The organism is Bacillus sp. V33-4 (assembly GCF_002860225.1).
Classification (GTDB): Bacteria; Bacillota; Bacilli; order Bacillales; family Cytobacillaceae; genus Bacillus_BJ; species Bacillus_BJ canaveralius.
In genome coordinates, this window is sequence record NZ_PGVC01000004.1 from 16,474 (window position 1) to 35,379 (window position 18,906).

Genomic DNA, 18,906 nt, shown 5'->3' on the forward strand with positions numbered 1-18,906 from the left:
CATAGAAAAAAAGCGGGAAAAAAATCCCGCTTCGGCAGACTATCGACGTAAACCAAGCTTGTTGATTAGTTCACGATAACGTTGAACATCTTTATTACGCAAGTAAGTCAAAAGATTACGGCGTTTACCGACCATTTTCAAAAGACCGCGACGAGAGTGGTGGTCTTTTTTGTGTGTACGTAAATGCTCGTTCAAGTTGTTGATCTGTTCAGTAAGGACAGCGATTTGAACCTCTGGAGAACCAGTATCACTTTCGTGTGTCTTGAATTCACCAATGAGTTCATTTTTGCGTTCTTGTGTGATTGCCATCCTGTTCACCTCCTAATTTATAATCCCCTGTTACCGAGCAAGCGTCGGTGACTCGTCTTGCCAAGCAAAGGTTGATTTTTGATACGTTAATAAGAATACAACTTTTTTTGACAAAAAGCAAGATTAAACATAGCTTTTCTTAAAGTATGCGAGTGCTTTCTGCTTGTCCCGTTCGATTTGTGCAACGAGCTCCTCAATGCCTGAAAATTTCTGTTCTTCTCGAATATGAAGATGCCACTCTATCATAAGCTGCTCCCCGTATATATCCCCGCTGAATTCAAAGATATGTACTTCAACGCTAGGCCGTGCAGCTTTCTCTTGATTAAACGTTGGCTTATATCCGATATTGCATACTCCATAGTACCACGAGCCGCTAACCTTTACGCGAACGGCATAGACACCAGGAGGCGGTATGAGCCAATCCTCCGGAATATTGACATTTGCAGTGGGAAAGCCAATCGTCCTTCCCCGTTTGTCGCCATGAATAACAATTCCTGCAGTTTGGTAGTACCTGCCCAGCAATTGGGGGAGGTCCTCCGTTTTTCCGTTCCTGATCCGGGAGCGGATTAATGTCGAGCTAATCTTCTCCGAGCCTTCCGAAAGCTCGGGAACGGTCGTAAAAGTGAATCTCCCGCGGGAATGGAAGGTGATCGTTTCCATCGTCCCTTTACCCATTCTTCCGTATGAAAAATCAAACCCAGCCACCGCATGGTCTACATGTAAGCCAATAATATAGTTGTCAACAAATTCCTGTGGCAGTAAATTCGCAAATTCTTTTGTAAATCGAACGATATACAAATAGTCGATTTCCAGCCTTGAAATCAAGTCAATTTTTTCTGGCAGGGGGGATATGTATTCAATCTGCTGTTTGCTTCTGCCGAGAACGACAGATGGGTGCGGGTCAAACGTCATCACCGCGCTTTGCAGGCCTTTCTGTTCAGCAAAGTCCTTTGCCGTTTGGATCACCTTTTGGTGGCCGAGGTGGACCCCGTCAAAAAAGCCAAGTGCCATCGCCACAGCAGGCAGTTCATTCCTTTTAAAATGATGCGGATGATCAATTGTAATAACTTCCACGCATTTCCTCACCTTTTATCATCGTTTCTGAGCACTTTATCCGGCTTCATTAAACCGGGTTTACGGGGATGATGGCGATAAACAGCAAGGGCACGCCCTTCCTCGGTTTCAACCAATATCGGTCCAGATTCATCGCTTAAATGATCAGGAATCTGGAGTAAAGCGCCGTTTTTTACTTTCTCTGCTAATGTATCACTTATAGTAAATTTCGGCAAATGCGAAATTCCTGCTTCAAGCGGAGCTAAGACCGTCGCTATTTTCCCCTCTGCCATAACAGTCTCGACTTCTTCAAGGGTTAAGCAGTCGGCGATCGTAAATTGTGCTGATTGAATCCTCGTCAAGTACGACATGTGCGCGGGGTAGCCCAATTTTTCACCAATCATTACCGCAAGTGTTCTAATATATGTACCTTTGCTGCACGATACCCGAAAGCGGAAGGTGATCGCCTCGCCCTGAAATAGAATGCGGTCATCCAATAATTCAATTGAATAAATCATCACCTTTCTCGTCGGCCGTTCAACCTCTATGCCTTTGCGGGCATACTCATACAGCCGTTTTCCATTCACTTTTACTGCGGAATACATCGGGGGCGTCTGCACAATTTCCCCGGTCAGGGACGCGAGTACATCCAGAATCTCAGCCCGGGATATTTCTCTGTCAACGGCCTGCTTGTCAATGAAATCGCCTGCGGCATCTTCTGTGGAAGTGGAAAAACCAAGCGTCACTTCTCCTTCATAGGCTTTGCCGGCGTCTGTTATATATTCGGCCACCTTGGTGGCCCTGCCGATACAGACAGGCAAAACGCCGGTAACATCGGGGTCGAGCGTTCCAGTATGGCCGACTTTTTTTGTTTTTAATATCTTCCTTAAGCGAAAAACACAATCATGGGAAGTCATCCCTTTTGGCTTTAAAAGCGGCAATATCCCTTCCAATGTTTCATCCTCCTGCGCAAATTTTTATAGAAATCCCGATTTTTACAAAAAAAGGATAGACAGTAGTCTACCCCTTTTTGCAGTCAAGTTCAGCTCTATATTCTAATTAAGTCTTATCTGGTTTGCCTGATGAAAGCGTTTATACACAACGCTTGTTCTGCCATTCAGTTTTTATGTTCATCCTTGATTTGATGAAGAAGCGATTCAATTTTGTTCCCGTAATCAATGGATTCATCAAATTCAAAGAGAATTTCAGGTGTTTTCCGCAAACGGATACGCTGGCCGATTTCGGAGCGGATAAAACCTTTGGCCTTTGCAAGGCCCTTTAACGTATTTTCCCTTTGTTCTTCATCACCCAACACAGAAATAAACACTGTTGCCTGCTGAAGATCGCCGGTGACTTCAACGTCTGTTACCGTTACAAAGCCGATTCTCGGGTCTTTAATTTTACGGCCGATGATATCGCCCAATTCTTTTTTCATTTGCTCACCAACACGGTTCGCTCTATGACTCATTTCGATTCACCTCTTCACCCGGATTAACGGGCATGCAAACTCTTTAAATCGCGGAAATCAATTTGGAAGACGGCGATTTGCATATGTCGTGAGCTAAAAACAAGCTGAGCACACACTAAAGCCATTCGATTTCGGTAATCGTCCGTTCTATTTCCGGAAAAGAGTCGATTAATTTTAATGCATTCTGTAATTCCTTTTCAACCGGAACTTTAGCGGATGAGACTGCGACAATCGCAATCTCCGTCCGCTGCCAAACATCCTGATGCCCGACCTCCGCAACAGAAATATTGTATTTTTGTCTCAAACGGGCAAGGATTCGCTGTAAAACGGCACGCTTTTCTTTTAACGAATGGGCATCATAAATAATGCATTCACAGGCAGCCATGCCGATTATCATTAACGTTCCACTTCTTCCATGATATATGCTTCAATCACATCGCCTTCTTTAACGTCATTGAAGTTTTTAATGGTGATTCCGCATTCATATCCCTGGCTGACTTCTTTTGCATCATCTTTAAAGCGCTTAAGGGCATCTACGGTGCCTTCGAAAATGACGACGCCATCACGGATTAAACGGACGCCGCTGTCACGGGTGATTTTACCATCCGTCACATAGGAACCGGCAATCGTACCAATTTTAGAAACTTTGAACGTTTGGCGCACTTCCGCCTGGCCGATAACTTTTTCTTCGAACTCCGGATCAAGCATCCCTTTCATCGCTGCTTCGATTTCATCGATTACTTTATAAATAATCCGGTGTAAACGAATCTCAACCTTTTCTGCTTCAGCAGTGCGTTTTGCATTGACATCAGGGCGGACGTTAAATCCGATCACAATCGCATTAGATGCAGCAGCAAGCGTGATATCTGATTCGTTAATTGCTCCAACAGCCGTATGGATGATGCGGATGTTAACGCCTTCGACATCAATTTTTTCCAGGGAGGCTGCCAAAGCTTCCGCAGAACCTTGCACGTCAGCTTTAATAATCACGTTTAAATCTTTCATTTCCCCTTGTTTCATCTGTTCAAACAAAGATTCGAGACTAACGCGTGATTTTTCACCGCGCTGTGCCTGCACAGCCTGCTGGGAACGCGCCTCACCGATCTGGCGTGCTGTTTTCTCGTCATCAAAGACGACAAAACGGTCGCCGGCCTGGGGAACATCGTTAAGACCTGTAATTTCAACAGGTGTAGACGGACCGGCTTCTTTCACACGGCGTCCTAAATCATTCACCATGGCGCGGACACGGCCATAAGTAGTGCCGACAACAATCGGGTCACCGATTTTAAGCGTTCCATTTTGCACAAGCAAAGTTGCAACAGAACCTCGGCCTTTGTCTAATTGAGCTTCAATAACCGTTCCGATCGCATTACGCTTCGGATTTGCTTTATATTCTTCCACTTCGCCGACTAGAAGAATCATTTCAAGCAGATTATCGATGCCTTCCCCAGTTAAAGCTGAAAGTGGAACGAAAATGGTATCGCCACCCCATGCCTCTGGCACCAAATTATGCTCGGTCAACTCTTGCATTACCCGGTCCGGATTGGCAGCCTCTTTGTCCATCTTATTAACTGCGACGATAATCGGTACCTCTGCAGCCTTGGCATGGTTGATCGCCTCAACTGTCTGCGGCATCACACCATCATCAGCAGCAACAACAAGAATCGTAATGTCAGTGATTTTGGCTCCGCGGGCCCGCATCGTCGTGAATGCAGCATGTCCCGGAGTATCAAGAAAAGTGATCTTTTTGCCGTTCTCTTCCACCTGGTATGCTCCGATATGCTGGGTTATTCCGCCAGCTTCACCGGCTGTAACCTTAGTATTACGGATCGAATCAAGCAAAGTCGTTTTTCCGTGGTCAACGTGGCCCATGATTGTTACAACAGATGGTCTTTCAACGCGGTTCTCCGCATCATCCTCAGTAAAATAAACCTCCAGGTCTGTTGTATCAATCCTGATTTCTTCTTCTACTTCAACACCATAATCGCCTGCAACAAGTTCAATCGCATCCTTATCGAGTTCCTGATTAATCGTAGCCATTACGCCAAGCATAAAGAGCTTTTTGATGATCTCCGACGGCTCTCTGTGCAGCTTTTTGCCAAGTTCAGCGACTGTTAATGACTCAGTGAACGTAATTTTTTCCGGAAGCTCTCTGACCTTTTTCGGCTGTGGCGGTAGTTGCTGATGCTGTTGCTGCTTGCCGCGATTATTTTTTGGCCTGTTGTTGCTGTTATTATTTCTATTGTTATTATTATTTCTATTGTTATTATTGTTTCTATTATTATTTCTATTGCTATTGTTGAACGGCGGCTTATTATTGGATCTCGCTGGAGCATCCTGTTTTTTGCCGTCGTTGCTCTTTGGAGCCGTTCTAGCCTGTTCTGCTTTTGGCTCTGTGTTTGTACCACTGTTAGTGGCTGCAGCTGGTTTTGGTCTTGATTGTGTTTGGTTCTGCGGTCGTTGCTGAGGCTGTTTGCTCCCTTGTGTCTGCGGCTGTTTCTCTTCTTTTTTCTGATAAAAGCTGTCAAGTTTTTTAATTGTGTCGTCCTCTAATGTTGCCATATGGTTTTTGACCTCAATATTCATTCCGTTTAATTTCGTAATGACATCTTTGCTGGAAATATTATATTTTTTTGCATATTCGTAGACTCGTGTCTTACTCATATTTTCACCCCCGCTAAAATTAATCGAGCAACGTCAACAGCTTCTTTGCAAATCCTTCATCTAATAAAGCCACAACGACACGGGCTTCCTTCCCTATTGACTGCCCAAGCAAATATCGGTTCTCAACGATTTTAAACGGGACATGATAGGATTTACATTTATCTGTTATTTTCTTTGTCGTGTTGGCTGACGCATCTGCCGCCAACAAGATGAGTTTAGCTTTACCGCTTCTAATTTCCTTCACGGAAAGCTCTTCACCCGAAATGATTTTTCGTGCTCGATTGGCTAAGCCAAGCAATGACATCCATTGAGTTGATTTCATCAGGACAGTCGTTTCTCCTTCTCAATGAGTTCAATTAGCTCTTCGTATAAATGATCGTCGATCTTAACCTGTAAATGGTTGGACAGAGTGTTTTTTTTCTTTGCTGACATTACTGCTTCCTTATCCTTGGAAAGATAAGCACCTCTTCCAGACTTTTTACCTGTTAAGTCAATCGATACTTCTCCTTCTTTTGAGCGAACGATGCGAATGAGTTCTTTTTTCGGCTTCATTTCGCCGGTTGCCACACATTTTCGCATAGGAACTTTTTTCACGATCCCTCACCTCGCTCCTTAATCGATATCAGAATCTTCTTCAATTTCGTCGTCGAAAATTAAGAGCCGTTCGTCTCTCGGGTAAATTCCGGCTTGTCTTGCTTCCGATTCTGGTTTGATGTCGATCTTCCATCCAGTAAGCTTTGCTGCAAGCCGTGCATTTTGTCCGCGTTTTCCAATCGCCAGCGACAGTTGGTAATCCGGGACAACAACCGTTGTCGCCTTCTCATCTTGACTGACAATAACATCAAGCACTTTAGACGGACTTAAAGCATTGGCCACAAAAACAACCGGATCATCCGACCATTTGACAATGTCGATTTTTTCGCCTTTTAATTCATTTACGACCGCCTGAACGCGGCTTCCTTTCGGACCAACACAAGAGCCGACCGGATCAACCTCAGGATTGTCAGAGTGAACGGAAATCTTTGAACGGTCGCCTGCTTCACGGGCTACTGATTTAATTTCAACCGTTCCATCAAAGATTTCAGGCACCTCAATTTCAAACAGCCGCTTCAACAAGCCGGGATGTGTTCTCGACACAAAAATCTGCGGTCCCTTTGTCGTTTTTTCCACTTTTGTAATGAAAACTTTAATCCGGTCGTGAGGTTTATAATGCTCTGTCGGCATTTGCTCGTTTGCCGGCAAAATCGCTTCAATTTTACCAAGGCTGACATAAATGAATTTAGGATCTTGACGCTGGACGATCCCGGTCATAATATCTTCTTCGCGGTCAATAAATTCAGAATAAATAATGCCTCTTTCCGCTTCACGGACGCGCTGGGTTACAACCTGCTTTGCCGTTTGCGCGGCAATTCTGCCAAAATCCTTCGGCGTAACTTCCATTTCAACAACATCTTCAACCTGATAATTAGGATTCATTTGCTGCGCTTCCTCGACTGAGATCTCAAGTCGGGGATCAAAAACCTCCTCGACCACTTCCTTTCGCGCAAATACACGCATTGAACCATTTTCTAAATTCAAATCAGTCCGCACGTTTTGTGCTTGATTAAAATTGCGGCGGTATGCTGAAACGAGCGCAGCCTCAATCGCATCTATTAACACATCCCGGGAAATGCCTTTTTCTTTCTCAAGCAGCGTAAGAGCATCCAACAATTCACTTGCCATAAACACGTATCCCCTCAATCTTTATAAATTTTTCTTCGATCCTTTTGTCCATTTTTTCTATAAAAAAAGGCTGAAGATAGCAAATCCAGCACAGTTCTTCTTAAAGGAATATTAGCAAAACTGGATTATCGTGAAGCCATTCTTTTCAAGTGCTAATGACTTTAAGAAAAGGTAACGGCTAAACGGGCCGCAGCCACTTTATCAAAAGGAATTTCGATGAGTTTTTTTCTCGTTTTAATCTTGATCTCAACCATTATTGATTGTCCATTAAAATCCTTTAATTCCCCTTCGAAGCTCTTTTCACCATCAATAGGTTCATATGTTTTAATAAAGACATTTTTGCCGACAGCCCTTTGATAATCTCTTTCTTTTTTCAGCGGACGTTCTGCACCGGGTGAAGATACCTCCAGGAAATAGTTATGGGGAACGGGGTCAAGTTCATCAAGCTTTTCGCTTAATTTTTCGCTTACCATTCCGCATTCTTCGATGTCGATTCCGGAATCTTTATCAATAAAGACGCGCAGGAACCAGTCTTTACCCTCTTTGACATATTCAATATCAACCAATTCCAACCCGTTATCATCCAGGATCGGAGTGACTAATTCTTCGACAACATCGGTTACCTTACTCATGAAATCCCTCCTTTAACATCCATTCTTTTCGATCGTTTGAAGTTTAATACGAAGAAGGAAAATATTTTGTTTAAATGTCTGCATACAATACGAAAGAGTGGGTTTCCCCACTCTCGTTTGCACGTTATCCTTAGTATTTCCAATAAAACTATAACATAACCAAATATTTAATGCAAACTGAATCGTTCCATATCCTGTCCGGGCTAAAAAAGTGAAAGCTGGTTCTGCTCAGGTAAAGATTCCAGGCATCCATGATTATCAAGATACTCAAGGATCGTTTTCGAAATTTTACCGCGCTGCTGGAGGTCTTCCTTGGAGAGGAACTCTCCTTCTCCTCTTGCCTTGACAATGTTCAGCGCAGCGTTTGTTCCAAGTCCGGGAATCGAATTAAACGGCGGGATTAATGAATCTCCGTCAATTAAAAACTGATCTGCACTTGAACGGTATAAATCTACTTTTCCAAACGAGAAGCCGCGCTCACACATTTCCAGCGCAAGCTCCAACACCGTTAACAGGTTTTTCTCTTTAGGTGATGCATCAAGGCCTTTTGCATTGATTTCATCAATGCGGGCGCGGATCGCCTGTGAACCTCGCGTCATCGCTTCAACATCAAAATCTTCGGCTCTTACAGTAAAATAAGCCGCATAGTACATCAATGGATGATGAACTTTAAAATAAGCAATCCGAACCGCCATTAAAACATAAGCGGCAGCATGGGCCTTAGGGAACATATATTTAATTTTTTTACAAGAATTAATGTACCACTCAGGAACACTGTTTTTCCGCATTTCTTCTTCCATTTCATCTGTCAGTCCTTTTCCCTTCCGCACTGACTCCATGATTTTAAAAGCAAATGCCGGTTCAAGGCCCTGGTAAATTAAATAAACCATAATGTCATCACGACAGCCGATTACTTCGCTCAAATTGCAGGTTTTATTGTGGATAAGCTCCTGGGCGTTTCCGAGCCAAACGTCGGTACCGTGGGACAGTCCGGAGATCTGCACCAACTCAGAAAAAGTAGTCGGTTTTGTGTCCTCAAGCATCTGGCGGACAAACCGCGTTCCAAATTCCGGAATCCCAAGGGTGCCGGTTTTACACATAATTTGCTCTGCGCTTACCCCGAGCGATTCTGTCCCGCTGAAAATTTTCATTACTTCAGGGTCATCTGTAGGAATCGTTTTCGGATCAATACCGCTTAAATCCTGAAGCATCCGAATGACTGTCGGGTCATCGTGGCCGAGAATATCGAGCTTTAATAAATTGTCATGAATAGAATGGAAATCAAAATGGGTTGTTTTCCATTCCGATGTTTTATCATCAGCCGGGAACTGGATCGGTGAAAAATCATAAATGTCCATATAATCAGGGACAACGATGATTCCGCCTGGATGCTGGCCGGTTGTCCTTTTTACCCCGGTGCAGCCTGAAGCGAGCCGGTCGATTTCCGCACCGCGCAGCTGTAAGTTATTATCCTGCTGATAAGCCTTTACATAACCAAACGCTGTTTTGTCTGCTACTGTGCCAATCGTACCGGCACGGTAGACATTGTCTTCGCCAAACAATACCTTCGTATAATTATGGGCCCGCGGTTGATATTTACCTGAAAAATTCAAGTCGATATCTGGTACTTTATCACCTTTAAAGCCAAGGAAGGTTTCAAACGGGATATCATGCCCGTCCTTCCTGTATGTTCCACCGCAATTAGGACAATCTTTATCAGGCAGGTCAAATCCGGAACCAACCGAACCGTCATTAAAGAACTCAGAATGCTTGCAGGTTGGGCAAACATAATGCGGCGGCAGTGGATTGACTTCGGTAATTTCCGTCATTGTTGCGACTAACGATGAACCGACAGAACCCCGTGAGCCGACAAGGTAGCCGTCATCGAGCGATTTTTTTACCAGCTTGTGAGAGATAAGATAGATAACCGCAAAACCGTGGCCGATGATGCTTTTCAGCTCTTTTTCAAGGCGGGCTTCAACGATCTCCGGCAAATTATCGCCGTAAATGCGTCTTGCCATTGCATAACTCATGCTGCGCATTTCTTCATCTGCACCCTCAATTTTTGGGGTGTACAGATCGTCTTTTATCGGTTTTATATTGTCAATCATATCGGCAATTTTATTCGTATTCGTAACGACAATTTCCTTTGCTTTCTCTTTCCCCAAGAAAGAAAAACTGTCGAGCATTTCGTTTGTTGTCCGAAAATGGACATCTGGCAGCTGGTGCCTGTTCAGTGGATTGGCTCCGCCTTGCGAATTCACGAGTATTTTCCGATAAATTTTATCATTCGGATTTAAATAGTGGACATTACCGGTTGCCACAACCGGTAAGCCAAGCTTATCCCCAAGCTTGACGATATTTGTCATGATTTCCTCCAGAGCAGTACGGTCTCTGACAAGCTCCATTTCTAAGAGATGGGCATAGACTTCCTTTGGCAGGATTTCAAGATAATCATAAAATTGGGCTGTCTCTTCAACCTCTTCCGGCGCCTTTTGCATCATCCCTTCAAACACTTCGCCTTTGTCACAGCCTGAGCCAACAAGGATTCCTTCGCGAAACTTTTCGAGCTGCGAACGGGGGATTCTCGGCACCCGGTAAAAGTAATTTAGATGGGCGATCGAAACGAGTCTGAACAAATTCTTTAAACCTGCTTCGGTTTGCGCAAGCAAGGTGCAATGGTACGGACGCGCACGCTGGTAAGCGTTACCCTGTCCCATATTGTCATTTAATTGATCGTGAAACTCAATGCCCTTTTCAGCTGCATCTTTAAGCATCCGGAGCAGCAGATATCCTGTCGCCTCCGCATCATAAATAGCGCGGTGATGCTGTGTCAGTTCTATATCAAACTTCTTGGCAAGCGTATTCAAGCGATGATTTTTCAGATCAGGATACAAAAAGCGGCCAAGCTCGAGTGTGTCAATGACAGGGTTGGCAGCTTTGCTGAAGCCGGCTTTCTGGTAACCAACATTCAAAAAGCCCATGTCAAAAGAGGCATTGTGGGCAACTAAAACTGCGTCATCTGCCCATTGCTTGAAATCAGCCAAAACGTCTTCAATTTCAGGAGCCCCCTTAACCATGTCATCGGTGATTCCTGTTAAATTAATGGTTGTTGCAGAAAGTGGGTGATGCGGATCGGCAAACCTTTCAAACCGGTCGATAATTTCGCCGTTTTGCACCTTAACAGCTGCAAGCTCAATAATTTTATCGTAAACAGCCGATAAACCGGTTGTTTCGACGTCAAAAACTACGTACATATCTTCCTCGAGCCGCCTGTGTGAACTATTATAGGCGATTGGTACTCCGTCATCGACGAGGTTTACTTCAACTCCATAGAGAATTTTTATATCATTTTTTTTCCCGGCGCCAAATGCTTCCGGAAATGACTGGGCTCCTGCATGATCGGTAATCGCAACCGCTTTGTGGCCCCATTTTTTCGCCTGGGCGACAAGCGTGCTAACAGGTGTAACAGCGTCCATCTGACTCATAGGTGTATGTAAGTGAAGTTCAACACGCTTTTCGCCTTCCGGTGCCGTGTCTTTTCGTTCAACCGGTTTTATTTCGTTTATATCATTTCCAATCATCACAAGATCACGGACAAATGTATCATTTTGGATGCTGCCGCGAACCTTCAGCCACATTCCCTTTTGCACCCTCTGGAATTGGGCTGCATCTTCTTTGTCTCTCGAAAACATCTTAATCATGATCGAGCTTGTATAATCAGTAAGCTTAAAGGTTAAGAGAGTACGACCGCTTCGCAGCTCTTTCGTTTCTGCAAAAAAGACATAGCCTTCTATCGCTACCCGTCTTTCCTCATCAACAATTTCTTCGAGCCTTCTGAACTCAGAATCATCCTTAATCGTTAAGCCGATTGTGAGCGGGCCGGAAGGAGCCCCACCGTCAGCCTCTTTCTCCGCCTCTTTCCTCTGCATCTCAACCATCGCCTGCAAACCGCGTTCCTGATCTTCCTTCTGCTTTGCGGCCAAAAATTGTTCATACTCTTTGTTTTCGGGTTTTGACGTAATTTCCGCCTCTATCGTGATTGCCGGAAAACCGAATGTTTGATAAATATTTGAAATCAAGCCGGCGTATTTCCGCTTAATCGCCAGCCCTTCTGTTTCATTCCTGACGGCTAGCACAAATTTGCTGCCCTGAACTTTTGGCGTCTGCTCATTTAATAGTTTTAGCAAGGGTGGTGACATTCCGTCTATTTCTTGAAGGCAGTTTGTCCAATATTCAAGGGCAAGCTGTTCGGAAAACTGCTGATCGGCGGCTTCGACCGAAAATGAAATATTGGCAATATGTGAAAATGTCTTTTCCAGTTGCGCAGCAAATCTACTAAATACACTGCAAGGAATAATTCTTTCGAATAAGAAGTAGAAATGCCACCTTTTTGCCTTTTTTTCGATGACCAATTTATCAATTTGTGCGTTAATAAAATGGGAAACGATCGCATCCTCTGTCAAATTTAGCTGCTGAAGCAAAAGCTGGAACCGCTCTTTCTTGCCCTGCGCCTGATCGATCATCCGTCTCCCTCCCATCCTATATTTCTAGTTTTATTATCATTTTTCGACGATATTTGCGATTTGAAACAACTGTAATTATATCATAAAGGCCAGCTGAATTTTTTATTAAAAATGGTTGTAATAATCTCCAACAAAAACCGGTAACCGCTCCCTCTTCAAATAAAAAAACGGGCTCCGCTGCTTATGGGAGAGCCCGTTTTATGTTTAAAGAGTTGAAATTAGTTCTGAAATTTTTGCAACAAGCTCATCCTTGTGGAACTCAAAAGACTCCCCTGTTTTACGCACTTTAACTTCAACGATTCCCTCGGCTGCTTTCTTGCCGACCGTAATCCGTACCGGCAGCCCGATTAAATCGGAATCGGCGAACTTTACACCGGGTCTTTCCTGGCGATCGTCAAGAAGTACCTCAAAACGATTCTTCTTCAGCCGTTCATATAGCTCCAATGCGAGGGCTGATTGGGCTTCATCCTTCATATTGACAGCGATCAAATGCAAATCAAATGGCGCGAGCGAGGATGGCCAGATAAGGCCATTTTCATCATTGAATTGTTCTGCGACCGCAGCCATCGTCCGGGACACACCTATTCCATAGCAGCCCATCAGCATCGGCTGTGATCTTCCATTTTCATCTAAATATGTCGCATTCATTGCTTCACTGTAGCGTGTACCCAGCTTAAACACATGTCCGACTTCGATTCCTTTTGCAAACAGAATCTTTCCTTGTCCATCCGGTGAAGGGTCCCCTTCTTGAACAAAGCGAAGATCCTCATACTGGGATATTTGGAAATCCCGACCCGGGTTCACGTTGATAAAATGGTAATCTTCTTCATTGGCACCGCAGACACCGTTCACAATTACCTCGACAGCGCGGTCAGCGACCACTTTAACTTCGTCATTCTTCAAGTTGACCGGCCCCAATGAACCAACGCTGCAGCCAAGAACCGCTCTCGTCTCTTCAGCACTTGCAAGCTCAACCGCAGCAGCTTCCAATAAATTTTTCACTTTAATGTCATTAACTTCGTGATCGCCTCTGACAAGGACGAGCACGTAATTTTCATCCGCTTTAAACAGCAGGGTTTTTATGCAGTTTTCTGCAGGCACATTTAGAAATGCCGTTACTTCTTCGATCGACTTTTGATTCACGGTTTTTACTTTTTCGAGTTCTTTTTCAACTTCTCCGTTTTTCTCGTATCTGGCAACCACTGGAGCCATTTCAATATTGGCTGCGTAATCGGACGTATCGGAATAAGCAATCGTATCCTCACCGACATCGGATAACACCATAAATTCATGTGTATCTTTGCCGCCCATTGCTCCGGAATCGGCAATGACCGCCCGAAAATCCAATCCGCACCTTCTGAACACGTTGCTGTATGCCGTAAAAAGCTTTTCATAAACATCATCCAAACTATCAGGAGATGAATGGAACGAGTAAGCATCTTTCATAATAAACTCACGGCCGCGCAACAGCCCGAAACGCGGCCTTTTTTCATCGCGGAACTTTGTCTGGATTTGATAAAGGGTTAACGGAAGCCGTTTATATGATTTAATTTCGTCACGAACAATGCTCGTAATCACCTCTTCGTGAGTGGCACCAAGGGCGAAATCACGGTCATGGCTGTCTTTAAGCCGCATCAGCTCAGGCCCGTATGTGTACCAGCGCCCTGATTCCTGCCATAATTCAGCTGGCTGCAAGGCTGGCATAAACAGCTCGACTGCTCCGGCATTGTTCATTTCTTCGCGAATAATCGCTTCGACTTTTTGCAGCACCTTTCTTCCAAGCGGAAGGTAGCTATAAATTCCGCTTGCAATTTGGCGGATAAAACCGGCTCGTAACAGGAGTTGATGGCTTTTAATTTCAGCATCTGCGGGAATTTCCCGTAAAGTTGGAATAAGCGACATACTTTGTTTCATTTTGTTCTGCACCTCATTTTCGCATTACTACTGTGATCGTTTCATTTCCTTGCCTGTCTTATATTTCAAACCAAAGCGCCAATATCGCCCTGGCACTTCCTGAAAGAAGACCATCAGCAAATAGTCTTGTGATGGCTGACAATGCTATAAGAAAAAGCGTTGAATATCATTCCATGTGACAACAAGCATGAGCAACATCAATAGGGCAAAACCGATAAAATGGACCATTCCCTCTTTTTGGCGGTCAATCGGCTTTCCTCTAATTGCCTCAACAGCGAAAAACATCAGCCTTCCCCCGTCTAACGCCGGGATTGGAAGCAGGTTCATGATGCCGAGGTTAATGCTTAAAATCGCAGCCCATCTCATTAAATAAAAGATCCCTGATTGCGCAACAGTATCGGTCGATACATATATCCCAACCGGACCCGACAGCATATCGATTGAAAATTGGCCAGTCACCAGTTTTCCTAACATAACAAAAATTTCTTTTGTCCAGAAATAAGTCTGTTCAAAACCATAGGAAAAAGCTTTAAGCGGCGATTTTTCGACAGGACTGTAAACGCCAATAATGCCAATCGTTTCTTCTTCTACCTTTTGCGCTTCCGGCGTTACCGGTACTTCGATTGTTTTGCCATCCCGGACGACAACAAATTCAAGCTCGTTGCCGGGATTTTGGCGAATAATCTCGACAACATCAGACCAGCTGGAGATTTCTGCACCGTCAATACTTTCGATTGCGTCGCCTTCCTGTAAGCCCGCAGCCTCTGCTGCTCCATCCGGGGCCAGTTTCCCCAGCGCTGGATCATTGGAAGGAATTCCTTGAATGAACGCTAAAATAAGAAAAATGAAAAAGGCAAGAACAAAATTCATCATTGGGCCGGCAAAGATGGCCATTGTTCGTTGTCCGAGCGTTTTAGAGGCAAATTGCCGGTTATACGGTGCAATCTGTGTTTCAACTCCGGCTTCGACTAATACCGCATCAGGGCGGATCACGAAAGATTGCAGCTGCTCCTCTTCATCGTCTGCGTATCCTTTTATGATAAGGTCATGTTCAATATCGGCATGTTCCACTTCAATAACTCTTGCCTGCGGATATTTTTCTTTGTTGTTTAATATGATTTTTGTGACTTTTTCGTTTTGATCGAAAAGAAGGCCGATTCGGTATCCTGGTTTAATCTCGACCATCTCCGGATCCTCGCCTGCCATGCGGACAAACCCGCCGATTGGCAATAGGCGGATCGTGTATGTCGTTTCTCCTTTTTTATGGGAGAAAACTTTCGGACCAAAACCAATCGCAAACTCGCGGCAGAGAATTCCGGCCCGCTTCGCAAAAACAAAATGGCCTAACTCGTGGAAAAAGACGAGGGCGCCAAAGATAACAATAAATGCGATAACTGTACTCAAAGTTTAACCACCTTTTATCGTGTGAGTTTTTCAAGCTATTGTCCCTATGATGAAATTAACCTTTTAACGTACATTGTTGATTTCCAATTAATACTATACTAATGATTCGACTAGTCTTCTCGCTTCTTTATCTGCTTCTTGAATCGCTTCAAGATCAGGGTTCACGATATTTTTATGAGCGCTGATCGCTTTTTCTATTAAGTCCTCAATTTTCAAGAACGTGATTTTCCCGTCCAGGAATGCAGCTACTGCCGCTTCATTGGCTGCATTTAAAACAGCGGGCAGCGTCCCACCGGCCTTTCCTGCTTCGTATGCATAATGTAAACAGCGAAATCGTTCAAAATCCATTTCCGAGAAATGAAGTTTGCCGATTTCAGCAAGATTGAGGCGGTTTGCACCTGGAAGAGGAAGCCTGTCCGGGTATGTCAAAGCATATTGAATCGGGACTCGCATATCAGGAGTGCCGAGTTGAGCGATCATACTGCTGTCATGAAATTCCACCATTGAATGGATGATGCTTTCCTTATGTAATAGGACATCAATCTTTTCAAAAGGAATCGAGAAAAGCCAGTGCGCCTCAATGACCTCAAGTCCTTTATTCATCATCGTTGCTGAATCAATGGTAATTTTTGCTCCCATCGACCAATTAGGATGGTTCAAAGCTTCCTGCACCGTCACCTTTTCCAAATCTGCTCTTGAACGGTCGCGGAAGCTGCCTCCCGAAGCAGTCAAGATTAATCTCTCAATATTTTCGTACTTTTCACCTTGAAGTGCTTGAAAAATGGCTGAATGTTCACTATCAACCGGCAGCAATGCGACTTGATTGCGTTTCGCGGCTTCGATAACGATGTGCCCAGCTGTTACAAGCGTTTCTTTGTTTGCAATGGCAATTGTTTTTTTTGCCTCAATGGCCGCTAACGTCGGGGAAAGCCCAACACTTCCCAGGACAGCATTGACAAGAATATCAGATTTTGCATAAACTGCAGCTTCAATTAAACCCTCTTCAGAAAAACCAAACTGAACGCCGGGATACTCAGCTTTCAATGTGTCCGCCGAAGATTTATCCTGGACGGCGACAAATTCAGGCTTAAATTCGGAGACGATTTTTCTCGCCAGCTCCAAATTTCTCCCGACTGCCAGGGCAACCAGCTTAAACTCGCCCGGATGTAGTCTTATTATATCCAAAGTCTGGGTGCCGATCGATCCAGTCGCTCCCAAAAGACTAATATTCTTCATTTAGCTCACTCCCCTAAATCAACAAAAACCTGCCTATATACTGTTGTGCTCTATATCAATTGGAAAAAATGGATTAAAGGCCAGACAAACAGCAAACTGTCAAACCTGTCGAGAATACCTCCATGCCCTGGAAGAAGGCTTCCGGAATCTTTAACATTGTAGTGACGCTTTAACGCAGATTCGACGAGATCGCCAATTTGTCCAAATATTGATAATAGAACAGTAATGATAATCAGCTCAAGAAGCGGAGCATCGATCTTTTCAGCAAAAATAGAAAAAACGATGGCAACAACCAGAGCGCAGATAATCCCTCCGACAAATCCTTCGACCGTTTTATTTGGGCTGATTTCCGGCCAAAGCTTATTTTTCCCCATTGCTCTTCCAATAAAATATGCACCCGAATCGGTCGCCCAAACAATCAGCAGGGAGTAGAATACGAATTCAATTCCGGCATCCCTTGTTTCGAGAAAGTAATAGAAACCGATCCCGATGTATAAAATAGCCATTGTTGAAAAAGCAACATCGTCAAAAGTAAATCGATTTTTAGTTGCTACAGTATAAGTCAAGAACAATAAAACCGCAATCAAAGCTAACTCGACTTTAGTATAGTCAAGATCTTCGATAAGATTTTGGTAATCGCTTGGGAGCAGGAAAATCCACAATAATATAAGAGATATAATTCCTGGAACAGACAGCAGCTTAAGATGCCGCATTTTAAGTAATTCATACAGGCTAATTGTCGCTAAAAGGTAAACCATCAATAAAAAAGGAGCGCCGCCGTAGAGGACAATCGGCAAAAATACTGCCGCTGCTATTACTGCTGTTATAATTCTTTGCTTCATCTAATTTTTCAACACCTTTATCATATCTAACGGGACCCACTAAGTTATACGGATATATCGAATTTTGCCATTTGCTGTTAAGCCCAGTCAAAACACGAAACAACGATTAAAAGGTCCTTTTTCTGAATCAACAAGCCCAGCGTCTAAATTTTCTACACCCCGCCAAACCTGCGCTGGCGCCTTTGGAATACTTCGATTGCTTCCACTAGATGCTCTTCATTAAAATCGGGCCAGAGAACGTCGGTGAACCAAAATTCGGTATAGGCCAGCTGCCAGAGCATAAAATTGCTTAAACGGATTTCACCGCTTGTGCGAATGAGAAGATCAGGATCCTCGATATTTTTAGACATTAAATAAGCGGAAAAGGTTTCCTCATTAATGTCATTTTCATCCATTATACCACTTTTGCATTCCTTTAAGACATCCTTAACCGCTTCAATAATTTCAGCCCTGCTGCCGTAATTAAGAGCAAAATTTAAACTGAGGCCTGTATTGTCCTTTGTTTCATGAATCGCTCTTTCAAGTGCGCTAAGGGTGTGGGCGGGCAAGTTCTGCTTATAACCCATCATTTTCACCTGGACGTTTTCGGCAACGAGCTCCGGTAAAAAGGTATCCAAAAATTCATCGGGCAAACTCATGATATAGTCGACTTCCGTTTTCGGCCTCTTCCAGTTCTCTGTTGAAAAAGCGTATACGGTAAGGGTTTTTACTCCAAGCTCGCTTGCCAGTTTCGTTATTTTCCGGACAACCTTCATCCCTTCATGATGTCCGGCCACTCTCGGCAACGCTCTCTTTTTCGCCCATCTTCCATTACCATCCATTATGATAGCGATGTGGGAAGGAACTTTTTGTTGTTTAACCTGCTGAATGCGCTCCTGGAGATTGGAAGAAGGCCCAGAGTTCCTCCAAAGCTTAAGTTTTTTTAACATAATTACAGTTCCTCCAAAACGGGTAATCAATCTCCGAATACAGACTCCTGCAAAAGCCAGCCTGCTATTAGATCATATTCGGATAGCTCTTTTCCACATGCTCTTATCATACCAAAAAAGGGTAAAGATATCTCTATTAAATAGATATGTTCAAACACGATAATTAAGAATATTTTAAAAAGTTCCGGCCAGCTGTTAAGAAGGAAA

General features: G+C 43.9%; 16 protein-coding genes. All 16 read right to left on the minus strand.

The window, feature by feature from the left end:
- Positions 1-39: 39 nt before the first annotated feature.
- The 16 genes from rpsO to CVD23_RS02255 all read right to left on the minus strand — a co-directional run bounded on the left by rpsO (position 40) and on the right by CVD23_RS02255 (position 18,699).
- A complete protein-coding gene (gene rpsO, locus CVD23_RS02180; protein ID WP_101576683.1) occupies positions 40-309 on the minus strand; it encodes a 30S ribosomal protein S15 in 270 nt (89 codons plus the stop codon).
- A gap of 123 nt (positions 310-432) precedes the next feature.
- Positions 433-1,383: a bifunctional riboflavin kinase/FAD synthetase gene (ribF, locus tag CVD23_RS02185; protein ID WP_101665045.1), complete on the minus strand. Its 951-nt coding sequence runs from the start codon at positions 1,381-1,383 to the stop codon at positions 433-435.
- An 8-nt stretch (positions 1,384-1,391) separates the two neighbouring features.
- Complete coding sequence (gene truB, locus CVD23_RS02190) at positions 1,392-2,315, minus strand: tRNA pseudouridine(55) synthase TruB (RefSeq protein ID WP_101665046.1); 924 nt, start codon at positions 2,313-2,315, stop codon at positions 1,392-1,394.
- Positions 2,316-2,479: 164 nt separating this feature from the next.
- Complete coding sequence (gene rbfA / locus CVD23_RS02195; RefSeq protein WP_101665047.1) at positions 2,480-2,830, minus strand: 30S ribosome-binding factor RbfA; 351 nt, start codon at positions 2,828-2,830, stop codon at positions 2,480-2,482.
- A gap of 115 nt (positions 2,831-2,945) precedes the next feature.
- On the minus strand, positions 2,946-3,227 hold the full coding sequence (locus CVD23_RS02200) for a DUF503 domain-containing protein (protein WP_101665048.1): 282 nt from the start codon (positions 3,225-3,227) through the stop codon (positions 2,946-2,948).
- Positions 3,227-5,494: a translation initiation factor IF-2 gene (gene infB, locus CVD23_RS02205; protein WP_101665049.1), complete on the minus strand. Its 2,268-nt coding sequence runs from the start codon at positions 5,492-5,494 to the stop codon at positions 3,227-3,229. Before infB ends, CVD23_RS02200 begins: the two co-directional genes overlap by 1 nt.
- A 19-nt stretch (positions 5,495-5,513) precedes the next feature.
- On the minus strand, positions 5,514-5,816 hold the full coding sequence (locus CVD23_RS02210) for a YlxQ family RNA-binding protein (RefSeq protein ID WP_101576671.1): 303 nt from the start codon (positions 5,814-5,816) through the stop codon (positions 5,514-5,516).
- A complete protein-coding gene (gene rnpM, locus CVD23_RS02215; protein ID WP_101576760.1) occupies positions 5,816-6,073 on the minus strand; it encodes an RNase P modulator RnpM in 258 nt (85 codons plus the stop codon). The genes CVD23_RS02210 and rnpM overlap by 1 nt, the downstream gene beginning before the upstream one ends.
- A 33-nt stretch (positions 6,074-6,106) precedes the next feature.
- A complete protein-coding gene (gene nusA / locus CVD23_RS02220; protein ID WP_101576669.1) occupies positions 6,107-7,216 on the minus strand; it encodes a transcription termination factor NusA in 1,110 nt (369 codons plus the stop codon).
- Positions 7,217-7,377: 161 nt separating this feature from the next.
- A complete protein-coding gene (gene rimP / locus CVD23_RS02225; protein ID WP_101576667.1) occupies positions 7,378-7,848 on the minus strand; it encodes a ribosome maturation factor RimP in 471 nt (156 codons plus the stop codon).
- A gap of 203 nt (positions 7,849-8,051) precedes the next feature.
- The gene (locus CVD23_RS02230; RefSeq protein WP_101665051.1) at positions 8,052-12,374 is read right to left on the minus strand and encodes a PolC-type DNA polymerase III; all 4,323 of its coding nucleotides are present in this window, start codon (positions 12,372-12,374) and stop codon (positions 8,052-8,054) included.
- 204 nt (positions 12,375-12,578) lie between these two features.
- Entirely contained in the window at positions 12,579-14,288 is a 1,710-nt protein-coding gene (locus CVD23_RS02235) for a proline--tRNA ligase (protein ID WP_101665053.1), read from the minus strand.
- 144 nt (positions 14,289-14,432) lie between these two features.
- Entirely contained in the window at positions 14,433-15,692 is a 1,260-nt protein-coding gene (gene rseP / locus CVD23_RS02240; RefSeq protein WP_101665055.1) for an RIP metalloprotease RseP, read from the minus strand.
- Between the two features lie 93 nt (positions 15,693-15,785).
- A complete protein-coding gene (locus CVD23_RS02245) occupies positions 15,786-16,928 on the minus strand; it encodes a 1-deoxy-D-xylulose-5-phosphate reductoisomerase (protein WP_101665057.1) in 1,143 nt (380 codons plus the stop codon).
- A 50-nt stretch (positions 16,929-16,978) separates the two neighbouring features.
- A complete protein-coding gene (locus tag CVD23_RS02250) occupies positions 16,979-17,770 on the minus strand; it encodes a phosphatidate cytidylyltransferase (protein ID WP_101576656.1) in 792 nt (263 codons plus the stop codon).
- A 152-nt stretch (positions 17,771-17,922) separates the two neighbouring features.
- Positions 17,923-18,699 carry an isoprenyl transferase gene (locus tag CVD23_RS02255; protein WP_101576654.1) on the minus strand — a complete coding sequence of 259 codons (777 nt, stop codon included), beginning with the start codon at positions 18,697-18,699 and terminating at the stop codon, positions 17,923-17,925.
- Between the last annotated feature and the right edge of the window lie 207 nt (positions 18,700-18,906).